The sequence below is a fragment of the Caulobacter sp. UNC279MFTsu5.1 genome, assembly GCF_900114015.1.
Taxonomy (GTDB): Bacteria; Pseudomonadota; Alphaproteobacteria; order Caulobacterales; family Caulobacteraceae; genus Caulobacter.
This window is the reverse complement of the sequence record NZ_FORN01000004.1, coordinates 49,007-70,706: the sequence shown is the minus strand read 5'-3', so window position 1 is coordinate 70,706 and position 21,700 is coordinate 49,007. Positions and strand designations below refer to the sequence as shown.

Genomic DNA, 21,700 nt, shown 5'->3' with positions numbered 1-21,700 from the left:
ATCCCTGGTTCAGCCGACGGGCAAGCGCCTTGGCGCGCTGGCGCGCCACTCATCCGCACCTGCGGCGGACAGAGAGATTCTCGCCACAAGGACGAGAATGACGAGTCATTGGGGAGCGCGGCTGAAATCGAACCGCCCGCTCGCGCCCTCTACGTCCCGAACTGGGTGAACGGGACCTTGTCGAACAGCTCGCGCTCGGCCCCGCGCGGGTCGTCCTCCATTCGCGTGGCGGTGTCGAACACCAGGGTCTGGCGGCGGGGCAGGGTGTAGGGCTCCCACCGCGGGATCGAGGGGGTGTTGGGATTTCCCGTGCGGGCGAAGGCGATGAACGCGTCGGCCAGCCGCTCGTGCATGGCCACGGCGTCCGGACCCGAACCGGTGATCACCCCGGGGGCGTCGAAATTGCCGAACAGCAGCTGCATGTCCAGGGTGTGGGGCGCCCCCCAGACGCCGCCGTCCTTGGGCGCGCGCCAGTCGAGCTGGTAGGCCCAGGCGGGCGCGCCGGCCTTGGCCCGTTCCTCGGCCTGGATGATCGCCGCCTTCCATGAGCGGCCGGCCGTGCTGGCGGCGAAATAGACGTCGGCGGGCGTGTAGCGTGGATAGATCCGGCGATAGGTCGCCGCCACCATGGCCGGGTCGATGTCGATGCGGGCGTTGAACTGGGCCGGCAGCCTGTCGATCACCTGCTCCCAGGTCATGTCCAGCAAGGTCTTGTCGTAGCCGACGAAGCCGCGCGTCTCGTCATGGGTGTTGCCGACCATCATCGGCACGCCCAGGCCCCCCGGCGCGGCGTCGGGGAAGAACGGGTGACGAGTCAGCGACCGCTCGTCCAGCACCGGCCCCATATAGACCCCGCCCGTGCCGGCGATCGGATCGACGGCCTTCAGACCGGCCAGGAGCTGGTCGGCGGGCAGGGCGCGCAGGGCGGCCAGGTCCTTGATTCCCAGCTTGTCGATGAAGCCCTTGGCGCGCTTGGTGGCGTTGAACGGACCGGCGGCGGTGACCTGCTGGCCGCTCATGGTGGCGGCGCGGTGGAACAGGCCCTTGGCGGCCGGCATGGCCATCAGGGTGGCGATCTTGGCCCCGCCGCCCGACTGGCCGAACAGCATTACATTGTCCGGATCGCCGCCGAACGCGGCGATGTTGTCGCGCACCCACTGTAGGGCCAGGACCAGGTCCAGCTGGCCGGCGTTGCCGCTGTCGGCCACGGACGGATCGTCGAACAGCCGCGCCAGGTACAGATAGCCGAAGGCGTTGAGCCGGTGGTTGACCGTGACCACCACCACGTCGCCGCGCCTAGCCAGCCTGGTTCCGTCGTACCAGGGGCTGGCGCCCGAGCCGGTGTTGTAGGCGCCGCCGTGGATGTAGACCATCACCGGCCGTTTCACGCCGTCGGCCGGGGTCTTGCCGGTCGCCGGGGTCCAGATGTTGAGGAACAGGCAGTCCTCGCCTTGGCGCTCGCCCTCTTCGCCCTTGCCCTGCGGGCAGGCCGCGCCATAGGCCAGGGCGTCGGCCACGCCGGTCCACGGCCTTGGCGGCTGGGGCGGTCTGAAGCGCAACGGGCCGGTGTCGGCCCCGTAGCGCACGCCCTTGAACACCTGGACGCCGTCGCCGGCCGCGCCGCGCACCTTGCCGTGGGTGGTGGCCACGACCGGGCCGGGCCGGGCGGCTAGGGCCGGGCTCGAGGCCAGGGCGAGGGCCGCGCCCGCGCCGGCGATCAGGCCGCGACGATCGAGGTGAAGGGGATCCATGGGCTTCCTCCGGCGCGGTTGGGCTCGCGCTCGGCGGAATCGCTACCACGGATCATGACACCGGTGACATTCCCTTTTTCTTTGAGGTGCGCAGGTCCCCCTGGGGGAGGATCTAAAGCGCGCTCACAGCCTTGGCGTGCGCCCGCACCACGGCCAGGGTCGAGGCGTCGGTGTCGAAGATCCCGAACAGGCCCTGCTCCTCCTGCGGCGGATCGCCGACATAGGAGCGGTCGCCCATCTTGAACCAGGCGTCGGAATGCTGGCCGCGGCCTTCGCCGTTCCAGGCCCAGAAGTTGGTTCCCGCCAGCGGCCCGCCAGCCTCCATGTCGGCCAGGACCAGGCCATAGATCATGCCGTAGAACCGGTCGCGGTCGCTGGTCGGACCGCCGGGCGTGAAGGCGCGGCCGTCGCGGACCAGGCCGAACTCCTCGATCACCAGCGGCTTGCCCAGCGACTTGGCGATGGCGATGTGGCGGGTCACGTAGTCGCGGCACCGGGCCTCGCCGGCGGCGTAGGTGGCCGGCTGGTTTTTGGGATCGATCCAGCCCCAGTTGTTGGGCCAGACGTGCAGGGTCAGGTAGTCGATGCTGGCCGGCCTGTGGGCCTCGACCACGCAGGCCTCGCGCTCCAGGCAGCCCATGGCCCCCTCGCTGCCGGTGGTGACCAGGTGATGCGGGTCCAGTTGCTTGATCAGGGCCGAGGTCTGCGCGATCCAGCGGTAGTAGGTGGGCAGGTTCGGAACACCGAAAGCGTCTGAGCCGCCCGGACGCGGTTCGTTGGCCAGCTGCCAGGCCATGATCGTCGGGTCGTCGCGATAGGGCTTGCCGGTCACGCTGCTGACGCGGCCGACCAGGGCGCGGAGGTAGTGCTGGAACAGCGCCTGGGCCTTGGCGTCGCCGTAGAAACGGGCGGAATAATCGGCGAACTCGGGCCACGGATGGGCGGGGTCGCCCTGCTGGAACCATTGGCCGTTGCCGGTCCAGCGCAGATAGGCCGGCATGCCGCCCGACCAGTCCCAGAAGTTGTTGACGTAGATCACCGCCTTCATGCCGCGCTTGGCCATTTCGGCCAGCACCACGTCCAGGCCCTTGAGCAGGTCCTGGTCGTAGTCCTCGCCCGGACCGCGGAAGGTGGGGGCGATCGCCACCTTGGCCGGCGAGGTTTCGCCCGCGCCCAGGATGCGCAGGTTGGTGACGCCCAGGGCCTTGAGCCGGTCCAGCTCGCGGCCCAGCCGCGCCCGGTCGCCCGACACGCCCGGCGAGCCCAGCCAGGCCCCGTACCAGAGATTGGCCCCCACGAAGCGATAGGGCTCGCCGCCCAGGCTGAGGCGGCCGTCCTTGACCGTGACGAAGGCGGAGGCGGGCGCGGCGGTCGCGGCCCGGGCCTGGCGCGCGGCCATGGCGGCGGCGCCCGCGGCCAGCAGATGGCGTCTCGACAGCATGCTTGCCTCCCATATTTTGGCGCAGCCTAGCGGAGGGCGACGGCGCGAGGGAAGGGATTAAACAAATTCGATTTCAGAATGTCCGGAGCCCTCTCGCGTGGGAGGCCTGGCGTCCATGGACGCCGCCATGAATAAATCGACGGCGCTTGTCGGGAGGCCCGCCCCTGGCGCGTCCTCGGGGGGACGATGCGGGAGATCATCGCCGTGTCGCGCTGGAAAGCGTCATGCATTCGCAAGGAGGTCGCCCATGAACCCCACCATCACCGGCTTCAAGCAGTCGCCCGATCGCGGCCAGGGTCTGGCGCGCGACATGCGCGTCCGCTGGGCGCTCGAGGAGGTGGGCCAGCCCTACGACGTGCGGCTGGTCACCTTCCCCGAGATGAAGCAGCCGGCCCACCGGTCGCGTCATCCCTTCGGCCAGATCCCGACCTACGAGGAAGGCGAGCTGGTCCTGTTCGAGTCCGGCGGCATCGTGCTCCACATCGCCGAGACTCACGCCGGCCTGCTGCCCGAGGACGCCAACGCCCGGGCGCGGGCGATCACCTGGATGTTCGCCGCGCTCAGCACGGTCGAGCAGTCGATCGTCGAACTGCAGTTCGTCATGTTCACCGAGCGCGACAAGAGCTGGTACGAGGAGCGCCTGGCGATGGTCCACGACCGCATCCGCGCGCAGCTGGGCCAGCTTTCCGAGCGCCTTGGCGACGCCGACTGGCTGGACGGCGCGTTCAGCGCCGGCGATCTGATGATGGCGTCGGTGCTGCTGCGGGTGAGGGGGGCGGGCCTGCTGGACGAATATCCCAACCTCGCCGCCTACGTCGCCCGCGCCGAGGCCCGTCCGGCCTACCAGCGCGCCTTCGCCGATCAGCTGGCGGTGTTCGAGGCCTCGCTGGCCGGATAGGGGCGGCTATCGCATAGGCCCAAAACGGCTGTCATCCCGGACGAAGCGCGCAGCGCGAAGATCCGGGACCGGGGCGTGAACTCAGAGCTTCCGGCGATCCCGGATCGGCGCCCGGCTTGCGCCGGACTTGTCCGGGACGACAGCTTTTTCAGCCAGCCCATATGCGATTGCGCCGGCCTACAGGTTCAGCAGCGACGGATCCCCGCCCTGGGCGGTGATGTTGATGCTCAGCGCCCGCTCGACCGCGTAGCGCAGCAGGGCGTGGGGGCCGCCGGCCTTGGGGCCGGTGCCAGACAGGCCCTCGCCGCCGAACGGCTGGACGCCGACCACAGCGCCGGTCATCGAGCGGTTGACGTAGCAGTTGCCGGCCGGGACCAGGCGCTGGACGTCGGCCGCGAAGCTTTCGATCCGCGAGTGGACGCCCAGGGTCAGGCCGTAGCGGCGGGCCGCCAAGGCGCCAGCGACCTGCTCCAGGTCTTCGGGCTGGTAGCGCACCACGTGCAGCACCGGGCCGAACACCTCGCGCTCCAGGAAGTCGGCGGCCGGGATCTCGGCCAGGACCGGGGCGAAGAACGTGCCGGTTTCCGGGGCGGGCAGGCTGTGCAGGATCTTGGCCTCGCGCTTCAGGCGGACCAGGTGCTGGTCCAGGGCGGCCTTGGCGTCGGCGTCGATCACCGGGCCGACGTCGGTGACGGCCAGGGCCGGATCGCCGAGCACCAGGGCGTCCATCGCCCCCTTCAGGCCCTCGATGACGTGGTCGGCGGTGTCGGTCGGCAGGAACAGCAGGCGCAGGGCCGAGCAGCGCTGGCCGGCGCTGCCGAAGGCCGACAGGATCACGTCGTCGATCACCTGCTCGCGCTGGGCGGTGGTGTCGACGAACATGCCGTTCAGCCCGCCGGTCTCGGCGATGAACGGGACGATCGGGCCCTGCCGTTGGGCGAGGGTCTGGTTGATCCGCCAGGCGGTGTCGGTGCCGCCGGTGAAGGCCACGCCGTCCAGGCCCTCGTGGGCGGTCAGGGCCGCGCCGACCGTCTCGCCGCGCCCCGGCAGCAGGGCCAGCAGGCGGTGGTCCAGCCCGGCCGCGTGGTACAGCTTCACGGCCTCCATGGCGATGAGCGGGGTCTGTTCGGCCGGCTTGGCCAGCACGGCGTTGCCGGCCGCCAGGGCGGCGGCGATCTGGCCGGTGAAGATGGCCAGGGGGAAGTTCCACGGGCTGATGCAGACGAAGACGCCCCGGCCCGCCAGCCGCAGGCTGTTGGTCTCGCCGACCGGACCGGTCAGCGCCTCGCCGGCCAGGCCGAACTGCTCCTCCGCCAGCTTGGCGTAATAGCGGCAGAAGTCGACGGCCTCGCGCACCTCGGCGACGGCGTCGGGCAGGGTCTTGCCGGCCTCGCGCGAGAGCAGGGCGCACAGGCGCTCGAGATTGGCCTCCAGGGCGTCGCCCATGGCGCGGAGAACCTCAGCCCGCACGGGACCGCCGGCCTGGTCCCAGGCCGGCTGGGCGGCGCGGGCCAGGCGGAAGGCCAGGTCGATCTGCGGCGGCTGGGCCTCGGAGACCACGCCGACCACGCGGTCGTGGTCGGTCGGGCTTTGCACCGGCATCGGCGGGGCGCCGGCCGTCAGCTTGCCGCCGACCAGCGGGCCGGCCGACAGGGTCAGGCCGTCCAGCTCGGCCACGTGGGCGGCCAGGCGGTCGCGGTCGGCCTTCATCGACAGGTCCAGGCCGGCGCTGTTCCGGCGGCGCGGACCGTAGACGTCGATCGGGGGCGGGATCTTGGCGTGGCGGTCGGGGTGGGCCTCGACCGCGGTGATCGGATCGACCACCACCTTCTCGACTGGCACTCGCTCGTCGAGCAAGGCGTGGACGAAGCTGGTGTTGGCGCCGTTCTCCAGCAGGCGGCGGACCAGATAGGGCAGCAGGTCCTCGTGGCCGCCGACCGGGGCGTAGGCCCGCAGGGTCACGCCGTCATAGAGGTCGTCGGCGGCCTTGTAGAGCGCCTCGCCCATGCCGTGCAGGCGCTGGTGCTCGATCCTGACGCCGGCGTTCTTCGACATCCGCACCACGGCCGCCAGGGTGTGGGCGTTGTGGGTGGCGAACTGGGCGTAGAGGTGCGGGGCCGCGTCGATCAGGGCCTTGGCGCAGACCAGGTACGACAGGTCGGTGGCCGGCTTGGTGGTGTAGACCGGATAGTCCGGGCGACCGGCGACCTGGGCGCGCTTGATCTCGCTGTCCCAGTAGGCGCCCTTCACCAGGCGGACCATCAGGCGGCGGCCGGTCTCCTGAGACAGGGCGGTCAGGCGTCTGATCACCTCGGGGCAACGCTTCTGGTAGGCCTGGACGGCCAGGCCCAGGCCCGTCCAGGCGCCGAGTTCGGGCTCGCGGCACAGCCGGTCCAGCAGCTTCAGCGACAGCGCAAGTCTGTCCGCCTCTTCGGCGTCGATCGTGAAGTTGATGTCGTACTGGGCGGCGATCCGGGCCAGGCGCAGGACGCGCGGATAGAGCTCGTCCCAGACGCGGGCCTCCTGCACGGCCTCGTAGCGCGGCGTCAGGGCCGACAGCTTGACCGACACGCCGTGGCCGGCTTCCGGGCCGGCGCCGTTGGACAGCTTGCCGACGGTCAGGATCGCGTCGGCATAGGCCTTCTCGTAGCGGGCGGCGTCGGCGGCGGTGCGGGCGCCTTCGCCCAGCATGTCGAAGCTGCAGATGTCGCCGTCGCCGGCGGCGCGCTTGATGGCGGCCTCGATCGTCCGCCCAAGGACGAACTGCTCGCCCATGATGCGGATGGCCTGGCCGACGGCGGCGCGGATCACCGGCTCGCCCAGCCGGCCGGCGATCTTCTTGATGAAGCCGGGCAGGTCGCGCTTGGCGTCCTCGTCGGGCTCGACGATCTTGCCGGTCAGCATCAGGCCCCAGGTCGAGGCGTTGACGAACAGGCTGTCGCTGCCGCCCAGGTGGCTGGCCCAATCGGCCGAGCCGATCTTCTCGGCGATCAGCTTGTCGCGGGTGTCGTCGTCCGGCGTGCGCAGCAGGGCCTCGGCCAGGCACATCAGCGCCAGGCCCTCGCGGGTGCCGAGGCTGAACTCCTGCAGGAAGCTTTCGACCACGCCCTGCTTGCGGACGCTGCGGCGGGCGCCGCGCACCAGGGCCTCGGCCTCGGCGCGGACCGCGGCGCGGTCCTCGCGGTCCAGGGGCTGGGCGGCCAGCAGGTCGGCGATCACCGCCGCCTCGTCGCGATACTTGCCGTCGTCCAGGGAATCCCAATCGGTCATGGTCGCCTCGTTGATGGATATCGCCGCTATATCGCCGCCTTGTTCGAAGGTGCTTCGTTTGTTTTGTAATCGGGCAGTATGATCTTCGGTGGAATCGCGGGATGGCGCGATCGGCTCCAGGCGCGCGACAGCCTGTCGCGGCGCGGGGCGAGCATGATCGGCCTGAACAGGATGGGGAAGGGGAGAGGTGGGAAGGAACGCGATACGGGGGGAGGTCGCGCGTCCCTTCCGCTCTCGCACGGCGCCGACGGGGGAGAGGGCGCCGCGTCTGCGCTCCGCCGGGGGGAGTGGCGGAGGCGGATCCTGGGCTCGCCGGGGCGCCGGGGGGGAGTGGCGGCCGAGCTCGCTAGGACGATCGAGGGTATAGTCCCGGTTGTAGCGAAGGTGCTTTGTTTGTTGATATGGAATTCCGAACTATCTTCGGCGGAAACGGGAAAAGGCGATGTCTGCTCTGGATGACACCGATCGCCGGCTTCTGCGGGTCCTGCAGGCCGACGGCCGCATCACCAACGCCGAGTTGGCCAAGCGCTGCAACCTGTCGCCGGCCGCCACCTTCGACCGGGTGCGGCGGCTGCGCGAGCGGGGCTTCATCACCGGCTACGCGGCCCTGCTCGACCCGGCCAAGGTCGACCGCGCCCTGCTGATCTTCGTCGAGGTGGTGCTGGACCGCACGACCGGCGAGGTGTTCGAGGATTTCGCCGCCGCCGTGCGCCGCGCGCCCGAGATCCTGGAATGCCACATGGTGGCCGGCGGCTTCGACTACCTGATCAAGGCCCGGGTGCGCGACATGGAGGCCTATCGCGGCTTCCTGGGCGACATCCTGGTCAAGATGCCCGGCGTGCGCGAGACGCGGACCTATGCGGTGCTGGAAGAGGTCAAGAACACGGTGCAGCTGCCGTTGTAGGGGCCGCTATCCACTTTCGTTGTCATCCCGGACGAGCGCGCAGCGCGAAGATCCGGGACCGGGACGTGAACTCTGAGCTTGCGGCGGTCCCGGATCGGCGGCCCTGCGGGCCTTGTCCGGGATGACAGCGGTTTCGGGCGAAAGATCATGGGAGAGACCGCTCCCTTTTTCGCCACTCCGCCACCTTGGCCTTGTTCCCGCAGGCGCTCATCGAGCACCAGCGCCGGTCGCCCTTGCGCGAGGTGTCGACGAACAGCACCGCGCAGGGCGGGCCTTCGCACTGGCGGATGCGGTCCGAGAAGTCTCCGCCCAGCAGCGACACGCCCTCGCGGGCCAGTTCCGCCAGCAGGCCGCGGACGTCGCCGGCCAGGCGGGCGCGGCCTTCGGCGTCCAGCTGCAGCGGCGCGGCGGGCAGGGCGGCGTAGCCGTTGAGCAGGTCGCGGTCGGCGTCGGGCAGGGCCGCGCCCTCGGCGCGCGACAAGGCCAGGCGATAGAGCGCCTCGCGCAGCGACCGGGCCTGGACCAGATTCCCCTCGGTCGAGCCCGGCGCGACCTGGGCCAGCTCGGCCGCCACCAGCCAGCGGTCCAGGTCGGCGGGCGTGGCCAGCAGGTCGCGCGGCGCGGCGCCCAGCCGGCCGACCACCGTCGCCGCCAAGTCCAGGGCCGGACTGCCGCCGCGAAACTTGAAGCCGTCGCGGATCTCCGCCTTCGCCGTCATGCCCTGCTCCGAACCGTATTGACAGGTTACGGTGTTTCGCCAAGGGTCGGCAAGCTAACCTGATAAACAGGTTACATACTGGAGAGCGACATGAAATCGATCCACGGGCGCCGCCTCGGCGCTGGCCTGGCGCTGGCGACGGCCCTGCTGGCCACGGCCGCGACGGCGGCCGAGCCCTCGCTGGCCGGGACCTGGACCCTGACGGCGGCCGACCGCCTGGCCCCTGACGGTTCGCGCAGCCGCGACTACGGCCAGCATCCGAAGGGACGGCTGATCATCGACGCCCAGGGGCGCTACAGCCTGCAGATCTTCAACGGCGAACGCCTGCGCGTCGCCTCGGGCGACAAAGCGACGTCCACGCCGGAGGAGTTCGCCAGCGCGGTGATGGGTTCGTCCACCCACTACGGGACCGTCGCCGTCGACCCGGCCGCCCACGTGCTGGTCTTCCGGATCGAGGGCGCGTCCTATCCCAACTGGGAGGGGACCGAGCAGCGGCGCAAATACGTCCTGACCGCCGACAGCCTCAGCTACCAGGTGCCCACGCCGCGCCCGGACGGCTCGGTGCCGATCTCGGCGTGGCGGCGCGAGCGATGAGAGCGGTTTTGAGTTTAAAGCAAGTTGTCATCCCGGAAAGCGGGCAGCGCGTGTCCGGGATCCAGGACAGCCGCGCCGCGTCAGCCCAGTCCCCTGGATCCCGGACAGCCCCTGCGGGGCTTCCGGGATGACAACTGTGGGGGCCGTCAATTGAAGCCAGCCTCGACTTGTTCGCTTCGGCCTTGGCCAAGGTAGAAGGGGCGCGCGGGATTTGGGGAGGGCGCGCCCCTTCCGGCTTGGCGGCGTCGGGGGGCGACGCCGCGAGCCTCCCCCGCTGGGGACGGGGGATCGGTGTGGCTCAGCGGCCGGCGGGAGCCCCGCCGCCGAGCGCCTTGTACAGCGTGGCCAGGTTGGCGGCCCGGGCCAGGCGGGCCCCGATCAGGCCCTGCTGCGCGGTGTAGAGCGTCCGCTGGGCGTCCAGCAGGGTCAGGGAGCTGTCGATCCCGGCGCCGTAACGGGCCCGCGACAGGCGGACCGAGTCGTTGGCGGCGGCGACCAGGCGCTCCTGCGAGCCGACCCTGTCCTGGATCGTCGACTGCACGGCCAGGCCGTCGGAGACCTCGCGGAAGGCGGTCTGCACCGCCTTCTCGTAATTGGCCACGGCGATGTCGCGGCTGGCCTTGGCGCTGTCGAGATTGGCGACATTGGCCCCGCCGGCGAAGATCGGCAGGCTGACGCGCGGCGCGAAGCTCCAGGTTCCATTGCCGCCATCGAACAGGCTGCTCAGCGAACCGCTGGCCACGCCGGCCTGGGCCGTCAGGCTGATGCTGGGGAAGAACGCCGCTCGGGCCGCGCCGATATTGGCGTTGGCGCCGGCCAGGGCGTGCTCGGCGGCCAGCACGTCCGGGCGACGGGTCAGCACGTCGGACGGGATGCCGGGGGGCAGGTCCGGCAGGATCTGGGCGGTGACCAGGCCGCCGGCCGGCAGCAGGTCGGCCGGCACGTCGGCGCCGGCCACCAGCCGCAGGGCGTTCTTGTCCTGCTCGACCTGGGCGACATAGGTCGCCACGTCCGAGCGGGCGGTCTCGGCCAGGGTCTCGGCCTGGCGCAGGTCCAGCTGATTGGCCGCCCCGGCGTCGAACCGGCTGCGGATCAGCTTCAGCGATTCTTCCCGCGTGCGCAGGGTGTCCTGGGCCAGGGCCAGCAGGTCCTGGTCGGCGGCCAGGGCCAGCCAGCTGTTGGCCGTCTGGGCGATCAGGCTGATCTGCACCGAGCGGCTGGTCTCGCGGGTGGCCAGGTAGCTCTGCAGGGCCGCGTCCTTCAGGCTGCGGACCCGGCCGAACAGGTCGAGCTCCCAGGCGGTGACGCCGACGCCGGCGGTGTAGGCCGTCGTGGTCCGGTCGCCGCCCTGGAGGGCGGATTGGGCTTCGGTGGTCTGGCTCCTGGTCCCGGTCGCCGTGGCGGCGACGCCCGGCAGCAGGGCCGCGCGCTGGACCCGGTACTGGGCGCGGGCCTTCTCGATGTTGAGCACCGCCACGCGCAGGTCGCGGTTGTTGCTCAGCGCCAGGTCGATCACGCCCTGCAGGCGCGGATCGATGAACACGTCGCGCCAGGCCAGGTCGGCGGCGGAGGCCGCCTGGCCGGCGTCGGCGGTCGCCACCGGCCAGGCGTTGGCCACCGGCAGGGCCGGACGCTCGGTCCTGGGCGCCAGGGTGCAGGCGCTCAGGGCCGAGGCGGCGAGCAGGGAGAGGGTCAGGTTACGCACAAGCATCTCAGTGGCTCTCGGCCGGGGTCGCGACAGCCTCGCCTTGGCGACGCGGCTTGGGTTTGAAGATCCGCTCGACGATCACGAAGAACAGCGGGACGAAGAAGATCGCCAGCAGGGTGGCCGAGATCATGCCGCCGATCACGCCGGTGCCGATCGCGTGCTGGCTCCCCGAGCCGGCCCCGTTGGAAATCGCCAGGGGCAGCACGCCGAAGACGAAGGCCAGCGAGGTCATGATGATCGGCCGCAGACGGATGCGGACCGCCTCCACCGTCGCCTCGACCAGCTCCATGCCCTGCTCGTGCAGGTCCTTGGCGAACTCGACGATCAGGATGGCGTTCTTGGACGCCAGGCCCATGGTCGTCAGCAGGCCCACCTGGAAGTAGATGTCGTTGCTGAGGCCGCGCAGGGTAGTGGCCAGCAGGGCGCCGACGATGCCCAGCGGGATGACCATGATCACCGACAGCGGGATCGACCAGCTCTCATAGAGGGCCGCCAGCAGCAGGAACACCACCAGGATCGAGATGCCGTACAGGGCCGGGGCCTGGTTGCCGGATTCGCGCTCCTGGGCCGACAGGCCGGTCCATTCGAAGCCGATGCCGGGCGGCAGCTGGGCGGCGATCTTCTCCATGGCGGCCATGGCCTGGCCCGAGCTCTTGCCGGGGGCGGGCGCGCCCTGGATGTTGACCGACGACAGGCCGTTGTAGCGCTCCAGGCGCGGCGAGCCGTAGATCCAGCGGCTGGTGGCGAAGGACGAGAACGGCGCCATCGTGCCGGTGCTGGTGCGAACGTACCAGCTGTCCAGGTCCTCCGGACGCATGCGGAAGGGCGCGTCGGCCTGGACGTAGACCTTCTTGATCCGGCCGCGGTCGATGAAGTCGTTGACGTACGAACCGCCCCACGCGGCGCTGAGCGCGGCGTTGATGTCGGCCGTGGTCAGGCCCATCGCCCCGGCCTTGGCCTGGTCGATGTCGATCTTCAGCTGCGGGGTGTCGTCCTGGCCGTTGGGACGCACGCCGGCCAGGGCGGGATCCTGGGCGGCCATGCCCAGCACCTGGTTGCGGGCGGCGATCAGGGCGTCGTGGCCGACGCCGCCGACGTCCTGCAGCTGGAAGTCGAAGCCCGACGAGGTGCCCAGTTCCGGCACGGCCGGCGGCACGACCGCGAAGACCATGGCGTCGCGGATCTGCATGAACTTGGCCATGGCCCGGCCGGCGACGGCCGGGGCCTTGAGGTTGGCGGCCTTGCGTTCGTCGAAGTCCCTCAGGCGGATGAAGGCCAGGCCGGCGTTCTGGCCGGCGCCGGCGAAGCTGAAGCCGGCGACGGTGAAGACCGCCTGCACGGACTCCTTCTCGTCGACCAGGAAGTGCGAACGGACCTGGTCCAGCACCGCCTGGGTCCGCTCTTCCGGCGCGCCGGGCGGCAGCTGGACGAGGGTGAACATCGTGCCCTGGTCTTCCTCGGGCAGGAAGGCGCTGGGCAGGCGGATGAACAGGAAGCCCATCACCAGGATGACCACGCCGTAGGCCACCATCCAGCGGCCGCTCTTGCCCAGCAGGCCGCGAACGGTCCCCTGGTAGCGCCGGCTGGTGTCGTTGAAGTTGCGGTTGAACCAGTTGAAGAAGCGGTTGGCGAGATTGGTCACCGCGCCCAGCGGGCCCGGATGGTCGGTCCTCAGGGCCTCGCCGTGGCCGTGGGCGGCCGGCTTGAGCAGGGTGGCGCACAGGGCCGGGGTCAGGATCAGGGCCACCAGCACCGACAGGGCCATGGCCGAGACGATGGTGATCGAGAACTGACGGTAGATCACGCCCTGCGAGCCGCCGAAGAAGGCCATGGGCACGAACACCGCGGCCAGGACCAGGGCGATGCCGATCAGGGCGCCGGTGATCTCGCTCATCGACTTGCGGGTGGCCTCGACGGGACTGAGCCCTTCCTCGCTCATCACCCGCTCGACATTCTCGACCACGACGATGGCGTCGTCGACCAGCAGGCCGATGGCCAGCACCAGGCCGAACATGGTCAGGGTGTTGATCGAGTAGCCGAAGGCCGCCAGCACGCCGAAGGTGCCCAGCAGGACGACCGGCACGGCGATGGTCGGGATCAGGGTCGCGCGCCAGTTCTGCAGGAACAGGAACATGACGATGAAGACCAGCACGATGGCTTCGATCAGGGTCTTGACCACCTCCTCGATCGACAGCTTCACGAACGGCGTGGAGTCGTAGGGGACCACGTACCGGTAGTTGGCCGGGAAGGTCTTGGACAGTTGCTCGACCCGCTTCTTGACGGCGTCGGCGGTGTTCAGCGCGTTGGCGCCGGGGGCCAGCCGGATGGCCAGGCCGGCGGCGGGCTTGCCGTTGTACTTGGCGCCGAAGCCGTAGCTTTCCGCGCCCAGCTCGACCCGGGCGACGTCGCGCAGGTGCACGATGGCGCCGCCGGGGCTGTTCTTGACGATGATCTCCTGGAACTGGGCCGGGGTGCTCAGGCGCGACTGGGCGGTGATCGTGGCGTTCAGGCCGATGCCCGGCAGGTTGGGCACGCCGCCCAGCTGGCCGGCCGAAACCTGAGCGTTCTGGGCCCGGATGGCGGCGATCACGTCGGCGGGGGTCAGGCTGTAGCTGGCCAGCTTGTTGGGATCCAGCCAGATCCGCATGGCGTACTGCGCGCCGAACAGCTGGACCTCGCCCACGCCGTCGACGCGGCTCAGCGGGTCCTGCAGGTTGCTGGCGATGTAGTCGGCCAGGTCGGTGTTGGTGGTCTTCGGATCATCCGAATACATGCCGATGATCAGCAGGAAGTTGCGCGCCGACTTGGCCACGGTCAGGCCCTGCTGCTGCACTTCCTGCGGCAGCAGGGCGGTGGCCGTCTGCAGCTTGTTCTGCACCTGCACCTGGGCGATGTCGATGTTGGTGCCGGCCTTGAAGGTCAGGGTGGTGGTCGCCGCGCCCGAGCTGTCGCTGGTCGACGACATGTAGTCCAGGCCGTCCAAGCCCTTCATCTTCTGTTCGATGACCTGGGTGACGCTGTCCTCGACGGTCTTGGCCGAGGCGCCGGGATAGATGGCGTTGATCGACACCTGGGGCAGGGCGATGTTGGGATACTGGGCGATCGGCAGGCTGCGGATGGCCAGGGCCCCCGCCAGCATGATGACGATCGCGACGACCCACGCGAAGATCGGCCGGTCGATGAAGAAACGGGAAAGCATGGCGGACCGGCCTTACTGAGCAGCGGGGGCGGGGGCGGTGATGACGGCCGGCTTCACCGGGGCGCCGGGGCGGACCTTCTGCAGGCCCTCGACGATGACCTGGTCGCCGGGCTGCAGGCCCGAGCTCACCAGCCACTTGTCGCCCACCGTCTGGGTGGTGACGATCTGGCGGGGCTCGGCCGCGCCCTTGGCGCCGACCACCATCACGGTGGCGTTGCCCTTGGGGTCGCGGCTGACGGCGGCCTGCGGGATCAGCATGCCGTTGCTGGCCACGCCCTTGCCGAGCACGGCGCGGACGTACATGCCGGGCAGCAGCACCCCGTTGGGGTTGTCGAAGGTGGCGCGCAGGCCGACCGAGCCGGTGGTCGGGTCGACGGTGACGTCCGAGAACTCCAGGCGGCCCGGGATCGGATAGGTCGAACCGTCTTCCAGCTTCAGGGTCACCTGGGCCGAGCCGGAGCGGCCCAGCTGGCCGCTGTTCAGCGCCGCCTGCAGCTTCAGCATGTCGGCCGAGGACTGGGTCAGGTCGACATAGACCTTGGACAGGTCCTGCACCGTGGACAGGGCGGTGGCCTGGCTGGCGGTGACCAGGGCGCCCGGCGTGACCGAGCTCTTGCCGATGCGGCCCGAGATCGGCGAGACGACCTTGGTCCAGCCCAGGTTGATGCGGGCGTTGTCGACGGCGGCCTTCTGGGCGGCGACGTTGGCGATGGCCTGCAGGCTGGCGGCCTGGGCGTCGTCGTTGTCCTGCTTGGAGACCGCGTTGATGGCGACCAGTTCCTTGTAGCGGTCGGCCTTCAGCTTGGCGGCGGTGGCGGTCGCCTGGGCCTGGGCCAGGCCAGCGGCCGCGCTGTTGTAGGCGGCCTGGAAGGTGGCGGGGTCGATCTGGTAGAGCGGCTGGCCGGCGCGGACATAGGCGCCTTCCTGGAACAGGCGGGCCTTGACGATGCCGCCGACCTGCGGACGCACCTCCGAGACCAGATAGGCCGAGGTGCGGCCGGTCAGTTCGCTGGTCAGGGTGACCGGCTCGGTCTTGGCGACGACGACGCCGACCGGCGTCGGCCCGCCGGGACCCATGCCGCCGGCGCCGCCCTTGGCCTGGCTGCAGGCCGCCAGGGTCAGAGCGATGGCCGCCAGGGCGGCCGCCGAAAGCACGGCGCGAGAACGGTCGAAGGACATGCAGAAACCCCAGGAGCGACAGGGCGTCGCAGGCCTTCAGCCTTGACGACGCCCCGTTGGTGACCAACATGAGAATGAACGTTCATTCTCAACGGGGCTGGACATAGGTCCGAGGTTGTCGCAAGTCAACCTCGGGGGTTCCGTCCAGCTGGACGTGACGGAAATTTAATTGGGAAGCGAAGCCTTCGATGAGCGACGACGCCAACACCACGCTCCGGCCGACGCCTGAGGCGCGGCGGCAGCAGATCCTGGACGCCGCGTGCGACTGCGTGCGCCAGGCGGGGTTCCACGGCGCGAGCATGGCCGAGATCGCCAAGGCCGCCGGCCTGAGCGTGGGGCAGATCTACCGCTACTTCGAGAACAAGGAGGCGATCATCGCCGCCATCGTCGCCCAGGACCTGGCCGAGATGCGCGAGAAGTTCGCCGAGATGGAGAGCCGGCCCGGCGACCTGGTCGACGCGGTGACCGAGCACCTGCCCGAGGCCGTCGAAAAGTGCTTCGACCTGGGCCGCGCGGCCTTGACCCTGGAGGTCCTGGCCGAGGCCAGCCGCAATCCGAAGGTCGCCGCCATCCTGCGGGCCGCCGACGCCCAGGAGCGGGTCTACGCCCAGACCATGCTGGACCGGGGCCGCAAGCCCGAATGGAGCGACGCCGAGTTCCAGGCCCGCTGCGAGGCCGTGGGCCTGCTGTTCGACGGCATGATCATCCGGGCGGTCAACCACCCCGACACCGACCGCGAGCCCCTGACGCGCGTGCTGGCCGCGACGATCCGGCACCTGCTGGGCTAGGGTCGCGGGACTGTTCAAGAACCGTCTCCACAAGGGGCGGGATCCGTCGGCGTGACGGTTGACAGGATCGTCACGACTTCCGCAACGTCAAGTCGTGATGAGAAAATAGCGGCCCGCTGTCGGGAACCTGCGTCCTCGTGCGTCCTTCGTGGGATGGCGCGCCTCGGACTTGACCGGAAACCGCGCGCCGGCCTTCGTGGCCGCCAATGCAAAAAGGGAAGACGTCATGACCTATTCGACCGTCCGTCCGCACGCGCGCCGGGTTTTCTGGCTGACCGCCGGCGCCGCCCTGGCCCTGGCCCTGGCGGCCTGCTCGCCGCCGGCCGACAAGAAGGCCGAGGTCCCCGCCGCCCCGTCGGCCGCGTCTTCGCCCGCCGCGACCGGCCTGGCGGCGGACAAGTTCGTCATGCCGCAGGTGCCGGCCGGCGACTACAAGCTGGACCCGGCCCACGCCAGCCTGGAGTTCAAGGTCAACCACCTGGGCTTCTCGCACTACACCGCGCGATTCAGCACTTTTGACGCCAAGCTGAAGTTCGACCCGGCCAACCCCACGGCTTCCAGCGTCGAGGCGACCATCGATCCCAAGTCCCTGACCCTGCCCAGCCCGCCGGCCGGCTTCAAGGACGAGCTGACCGGCAAGGCCTGGCTGGACACGGCCCAGTATCCGGCCATCACCTTCCGCTCGACCAAGGTCGAGGTCACCGGCGCCAACACCGCCAAGGTCACCGGCGACTTTACCCTGCACGGCGTGACCAAGCCGGTGGTGCTGGACGCCACCTTCAACGGCGGCTACGCCGGCCACCCGATGGACCCGCACGCCCGCATCGGCTTCTCGGCCAAGGGGACGTTCAACCGCTCGGAGTTCGGCATGGGCTTCGGCGTCCCGGCCCCGGGCACGACCATGGGCGTCGGCGACGCGGTCGACGTGACCATCGAGGCCGAATTCAGCGGCCCGCCGCTGGCCGACGCCAAGGCCCCGGCGGCGCCGGCGGCGCAGTAGCCGCATTGACGACCGGGGACATGCCCATCGGCGTGTCCCCGGCTTCAACTGGGCGCGAACCCCGTCTCGGTCAGGGTCATGGACGCCAGATCCAGGCCCATGCCGCGCGCGCCCTGGGCCGCCGCGACGCGGACGGCCCGCATCTGGTCGGGCCTGGTCTTGGACCGCTCGACCGCGTCGTCCAGCAGCGCCGCCTGGATCAGCAGGGCCTCGGCCAATTGCTGCTTGGGACCGTCGCCGGCCCCGCGCACCACGGGCGAGGCTGACAACGCCCGCGCGGCCTGGGCGCGTACGGCCGCGACGGTGCGCGGGTCGGGCGTCTCGTTGCCGCCGCGGCTGGCGTGCCAGGCGGTGATCCACCAGATGGCGTAGGCGTCGGCCAGGTCGTCGACACGCAGGCCCGACTTCGCCAGGGGCTGGCGCATCGCCTCGATGATGTCGGCCTTGGCGAACAGGGCCTGCAGGTCGTCGGCCCCCTGGGGATCGACCCGTCGGCTGCGGGCGACGAAGTCGGCCAGGTTGGCGGCGCGGCGAGCCTTGGAGGGCGTGTAGCGCAGGTCGGCCGGCGGGGCCGGGGCCGGGACGCCGGAAGCGGCGGCCTCGGGACCGTACAGGCCCGCCCGCATCTGCTGGCGGATCGTCTGGGCGATCGGTCCCATGTTCATCGTGGCTTCGAAGGCGCCGGGGCTGAGCGGCCCCGCGAAGTCCTGGGCGCGGGCCCCCAGCGGCGCGGCGAGAACCAGAAGAGTGGACAGGACGGCGGGGATCGACCGCATGGCGCGCTCCAGACGTGACCCCGACCCGGCGGCAGTATTGGCTCGAAACGTGACGGCGAAAACCGCCTTCCGCGTTTTGAGCCTTCGGTGGTTCCGATCCGGCCCAGCCCATTTTGTTGTCACCCCGGACAAGCGCTGCGCGCTTTCCCGGGTGACAACCGTTGGGCTGTTTGGCGGCGGCCTCAGGCCAGCGCCCGGTACTTGAACCCCCTGAACCGCGCCGAGCCCTGGCCCGCCGCATAGAGGCCCGGCTTCAGCATCAGGAAGCCGCCGCGCACATTGTGGTGGTAGCCAGAGACCTCCATGCCGCGGTCGAACCGCTTCCAGGTCTTTCCCCCGTCGCCGCTGGTATGGAAGCTGACGATGTGGCGGTCGTTGCGCAGCCGCATCAGCATCCTCGACCCGTGCGGGTTGGCCGGGCGGCCGCGCTCGATCCCGTACTGGTGGGTGACGAAGGCCTTGGCGTCGAAGCCTAGGCCGCAATAGAGCTGGCGGTCGTAGAACAGGATCAGGCCGGCGCGGGTGTCCGGGTCGACCTCGATCTCGCACTCGATCTCGTAGGCCTGGTCGCCGTTGACGAAGATCAGCGGCGCGCCGCTGGACGGGGCCTCGCCGGCGCCCTTCAGGGTCAGGACGCCGCCCTCGCGCTTGATCCGCTCGCGCTCGCCCGGCCTGGGATCGAAGAAGCTCCACTGCACGCCGTGCTTGTCGCTCGAGAAGTCGTCCGACAGGGCCATGCCGTGCGGCATGGGCTTGCCGCCTTTGGGCTTGGGAAGGGGCTTGGACAGGTCGCCGCCGCCGACCTCGAACCAGCCGTCCTTGGTCCAGCTCACGGGGGCCAGCAGGGTCTGGCGGCCCAGGGTGTAATAGCCGTTTTCGTAGCCGTGATAGACGGTCCACCAGTCGCCCGCCGGGCCCTCGACCAGGGTGGCGTGGCCGCGCGACCACCATTTCTCGGAATTGTTCGTGGTGCGCACGACCGGGTTCTTCGGATCGTTCTCCCACGGGCCGGCCAGCGACCTGGCGCGGGCGACGATGACCATGTGGCCGGTCGGCGGACCGGCCGTGCCGCCCACGGCGGTGACCAGGTAGTACCAGTCGCCGCGCTTCATCACCTTGGGGCCTTCGGGCGAGAAGCCCTCGACGTCCCAGTCGTCGGGATAGCGCCAGGGATCGTAGACGTGCTCGGGCCGGCCGACCGTCGACAGGCCGTCGGGCGCGAGCCGGACGCGGTCGCCGCCCGACAGGAACAGCCAGCGCACGCCGTCGTCATCGACCACATGGCCGGGATCGATGTAGCGCGGCAGCTTCAGGTCGACCGGCTCGCTCCACGGCCCCTCGATCCGGTCGGCCCAGATCACGTAGCTGGTGTTGGCGCCCGGGAACTTGGCCGGCAGGTAGATGTAGTAGCGGCCCTCGTGCTTGCAGAGTTCGGGCGCCCAGATCGAGCCGACATTGGTCTTCAGGGCGGGGCCGACCGGGGTCCAGTTCACCAGGTCGCGGCTATGCCAGATCAGCAGGCCCGGATAGGCGTCGAACGACGAGTGGGTCATGTAGTAGTCGTCGCCGTCCTTGAGGATCGACGGGTCGGGATGGTCGCCGGCCAGGATGGGATTGAGGAAGGTTCCGTCGCCCAGGTCGGCCTTGCGCTGGCCCTCGACGCCCTTGGTCCAGGTCGGACCCGCGCCGGCGGCCGGCGCGGCGGGCAGGGCGCCCATCTGGGCTTGGGACACGGCCGGTACGGCGGCGAGCCCGGCGCCGGTGAGCAGCGAGCCCAGGGCGCCGCGGCGGTTGATGTCGACCATGAAAACTTCCTCCCCACCTGGGTGTCGCCCGGCTTGTTGAGGGGCACTTAGCGACAAGGAAACGTTCTTGTCCACCGGTGTCATTCTTGATTTCAAAGACCTGGAACCGCCACCGGAAGCGACGTCCCGCGACGCGGATACCGCACACGAAAACGCCCGGGAGGTGAACCTCCCGGGCGTTTTTATGGTCGGTCGCGGTGGACGGCGTTTAGCCCTCCATCGCCTCCAGCTCCTTGCCGCGGGTCTCGTGAACCAGCTTCTGGACCAGGAAGTACGAGACCAGGGCGCTGACGGCGTAGAAGCCGTAGGTCATCGGCAGGCTGATCGCGGCCAGGGCCGGGAAGCTGACCGAGATGGCGAAGTTGGCGATCCACTGGGCGAAGCCGGCGACGGCCAGGGCCGAACCGCGCATCTGGTTGGGGAACATCTCGCCCAGCATCACCCACATGACCGGGCCCCAGCTGAGATTGAAGAACACCACGTACAGGTTGGCGGCGATCAGGGCGATCGGGCCGATGCTGGCGTCCAGGTGCAGGGCGCCGTTGACCGTGGTGGCGGTCGAGAAGCACCAGGTCATCACGCCCAGGGTCACGGCCATGCCGGCCGAGCCGATCAGCAGCAGCGGCTTGCGGCCGATCTTGTCGATCACGGCGATCGTGGCCAGGCAGGCCAGGATCGAGAGCGAGCCCGACAGGATGTTGATCTTCAGGCTGTCGTCCTCGGTGAAGCCGACCGACTGCCACAGCACCGAGCCGTAGTAGAAGACGATGTTGATGCCGACCAGCTGCTGGAACACGGCCAGGACCAGGCCGGCCCAGACGATCATGCGGACCTTCCGGGTGGTCGGGTCCAGCAGGTCGGCCAGCTTGGGCTTGTGGTGGTCGGCGGCCAGCGAGGCGCGGATCTCGGCGACCTTGCCGGCGCCCTGACCGGCGCCGAACAGGCGCGAGAGGATCTTTTCGGCCTCGGCCTCCTTGCCCTTGGCGACCAGGAAGCGCGGGCTTTCCGGGATCGACAGCAGGCTGAAGAAGAAGATCGCGGCCGGGATGGTCTGCATCCAGAACATCCAGCGCCAGGCCGGCAGGCCCAGCCAGAACGGGGCGGTCGAGCTGCCGGCGGTGTGGGCCAGGATGTAGTTGGCCACGAAGGCGCCGGTCAGGCCGGTGATGATCATGATCTGCTGCACGGACGACAGGCGGCCGCGGATGTTCGCGGGCGTGACTTCCGAGATATAGACCGGGCACAGCACCGAGGCCGCGCCGACGCCCAGGCCGCCCAGCAGGCGGAAGGCGATGAACACCAGCGAGGTGTGCGAGGCGCCGGTGCCCAGGGCGCTGACCAGGAACAGCAGGGCGGCGATGATCATCACCGTGCGGCGGCCCCAGACGTCGGCCAGGCGGCCGGCGGCGAAGGCGCCGGCGGCGCATCCCAGCAGGATCGCGCCGACGTTCAGGCCGGTGCCCAGCTTGCTCAGGCTGAAGGCCTTCTCCAGGCCTTCCTGGGTGCCGTTGATGACGCCGCTGTCATAGCCGAACATGAAGCCGCCGATGGTGGCGACGGCCACGATGGCGGCGATGAAGGCGATGTTCACCTTGGCGCCGTCGGCGCTCATGCCAGGACTGGGTCCGGCGCTCAAAACTGATGCCACTGTTTCTTCCCCGATGAGGCC

The 21,700-nt window shown here is 70.1% G+C and carries 15 protein-coding genes; 5 read left to right on the top strand and 10 right to left on the bottom strand.

Going from position 1 to position 21,700, the window contains the following annotated elements:
• Positions 1-149 precede the first annotated feature (149 nt).
• The gene (locus BM066_RS02785; RefSeq protein ID WP_089924176.1) at positions 150-1,751 is read right to left on the bottom strand and encodes a carboxylesterase/lipase family protein; all 1,602 of its coding nucleotides are present in this window, start codon (positions 1,749-1,751) and stop codon (positions 150-152) included.
• 112 nt (positions 1,752-1,863) lie between these two features.
• Positions 1,864-3,192 carry a glycoside hydrolase 5 family protein gene (locus BM066_RS02780; RefSeq protein ID WP_089924173.1) on the bottom strand — a complete coding sequence of 443 codons (1,329 nt, stop codon included), beginning with the start codon at positions 3,190-3,192 and terminating at the stop codon, positions 1,864-1,866.
• A 247-nt stretch (positions 3,193-3,439) separates the two neighbouring features.
• Between BM066_RS02780 and BM066_RS02775 the strand changes: the two genes are divergently transcribed.
• Complete coding sequence (locus tag BM066_RS02775) at positions 3,440-4,090, top strand: glutathione S-transferase family protein (RefSeq protein ID WP_089924171.1); 651 nt, start codon at positions 3,440-3,442, stop codon at positions 4,088-4,090.
• Between the two features lie 177 nt (positions 4,091-4,267).
• On the opposite strand, the gene putA is transcribed toward BM066_RS02775, so the two are convergent.
• Positions 4,268-7,375, bottom strand: coding sequence for a bifunctional proline dehydrogenase/L-glutamate gamma-semialdehyde dehydrogenase PutA (gene putA / locus BM066_RS02770; RefSeq protein ID WP_304441202.1), 3,108 nt, complete (start codon positions 7,373-7,375; stop codon positions 4,268-4,270).
• 427 nt (positions 7,376-7,802) lie between these two features.
• On the opposite strand from putA, the gene BM066_RS02765 reads away from it, so the two are divergent.
• Positions 7,803-8,264 carry an Lrp/AsnC ligand binding domain-containing protein gene (locus BM066_RS02765; protein ID WP_018061417.1) on the top strand — a complete coding sequence of 154 codons (462 nt, stop codon included), beginning with the start codon at positions 7,803-7,805 and terminating at the stop codon, positions 8,262-8,264.
• A 145-nt stretch (positions 8,265-8,409) separates the two neighbouring features.
• On the opposite strand, the gene BM066_RS02760 is transcribed toward BM066_RS02765, so the two are convergent.
• The gene (locus BM066_RS02760; protein WP_018061418.1) at positions 8,410-8,982 is read right to left on the bottom strand and encodes a CGNR zinc finger domain-containing protein; all 573 of its coding nucleotides are present in this window, start codon (positions 8,980-8,982) and stop codon (positions 8,410-8,412) included.
• A gap of 90 nt (positions 8,983-9,072) precedes the next feature.
• Between BM066_RS02760 and BM066_RS02755 the strand changes: the two genes are divergently transcribed.
• Positions 9,073-9,576 (top strand): lipocalin-like domain-containing protein, encoded by a 504-nt coding sequence (locus BM066_RS02755; RefSeq protein WP_018061419.1) that lies wholly within the window; start codon positions 9,073-9,075, stop codon positions 9,574-9,576.
• A 298-nt stretch (positions 9,577-9,874) separates the two neighbouring features.
• Here the strand turns inward: BM066_RS02755 and BM066_RS02750 are convergent, their stop codons facing one another.
• Genes BM066_RS02750 through BM066_RS02740 form a run of 3 tightly spaced genes read right to left on the bottom strand, consistent with a single transcriptional unit; the run spans position 9,875 to position 15,662 of the window.
• The gene (locus BM066_RS02750; RefSeq protein ID WP_018061420.1) at positions 9,875-11,287 is read right to left on the bottom strand and encodes an efflux transporter outer membrane subunit; all 1,413 of its coding nucleotides are present in this window, start codon (positions 11,285-11,287) and stop codon (positions 9,875-9,877) included.
• Position 11,288: 1 nt separating this feature from the next.
• Positions 11,289-14,483, bottom strand: coding sequence for an efflux RND transporter permease subunit (locus BM066_RS02745; protein WP_018061421.1), 3,195 nt, complete (start codon positions 14,481-14,483; stop codon positions 11,289-11,291).
• A gap of 12 nt (positions 14,484-14,495) precedes the next feature.
• A complete protein-coding gene (locus tag BM066_RS02740; protein ID WP_018061422.1) occupies positions 14,496-15,662 on the bottom strand; it encodes an efflux RND transporter periplasmic adaptor subunit in 1,167 nt (388 codons plus the stop codon).
• Between the two features lie 188 nt (positions 15,663-15,850).
• Here BM066_RS02740 and BM066_RS02735 point away from each other — a divergent pair, with 188 nt between their 5' ends.
• Positions 15,851-16,450 carry a TetR/AcrR family transcriptional regulator gene (locus BM066_RS02735; RefSeq protein WP_018061834.1) on the top strand — a complete coding sequence of 200 codons (600 nt, stop codon included), beginning with the start codon at positions 15,851-15,853 and terminating at the stop codon, positions 16,448-16,450.
• A 226-nt stretch (positions 16,451-16,676) separates the two neighbouring features.
• Complete coding sequence (locus tag BM066_RS02730; protein WP_049801078.1) at positions 16,677-17,450, top strand: YceI family protein; 774 nt, start codon at positions 16,677-16,679, stop codon at positions 17,448-17,450.
• 44 nt (positions 17,451-17,494) lie between these two features.
• On the opposite strand, the gene BM066_RS02725 is transcribed toward BM066_RS02730, so the two are convergent.
• From BM066_RS02725 to BM066_RS02715, 3 genes are all read right to left on the bottom strand, one after another.
• Positions 17,495-18,226, bottom strand: coding sequence for a DUF6683 family protein (locus BM066_RS02725; protein ID WP_018061832.1), 732 nt, complete (start codon positions 18,224-18,226; stop codon positions 17,495-17,497).
• Positions 18,227-18,408: 182 nt separating this feature from the next.
• Positions 18,409-20,031 carry a family 43 glycosylhydrolase gene (locus tag BM066_RS02720; RefSeq protein WP_018061831.1) on the bottom strand — a complete coding sequence of 541 codons (1,623 nt, stop codon included), beginning with the start codon at positions 20,029-20,031 and terminating at the stop codon, positions 18,409-18,411.
• A gap of 208 nt (positions 20,032-20,239) precedes the next feature.
• The gene (locus tag BM066_RS02715) at positions 20,240-21,679 is read right to left on the bottom strand and encodes a sugar porter family MFS transporter (RefSeq protein WP_049801077.1); all 1,440 of its coding nucleotides are present in this window, start codon (positions 21,677-21,679) and stop codon (positions 20,240-20,242) included.
• Between the last annotated feature and the right edge of the window lie 21 nt (positions 21,680-21,700).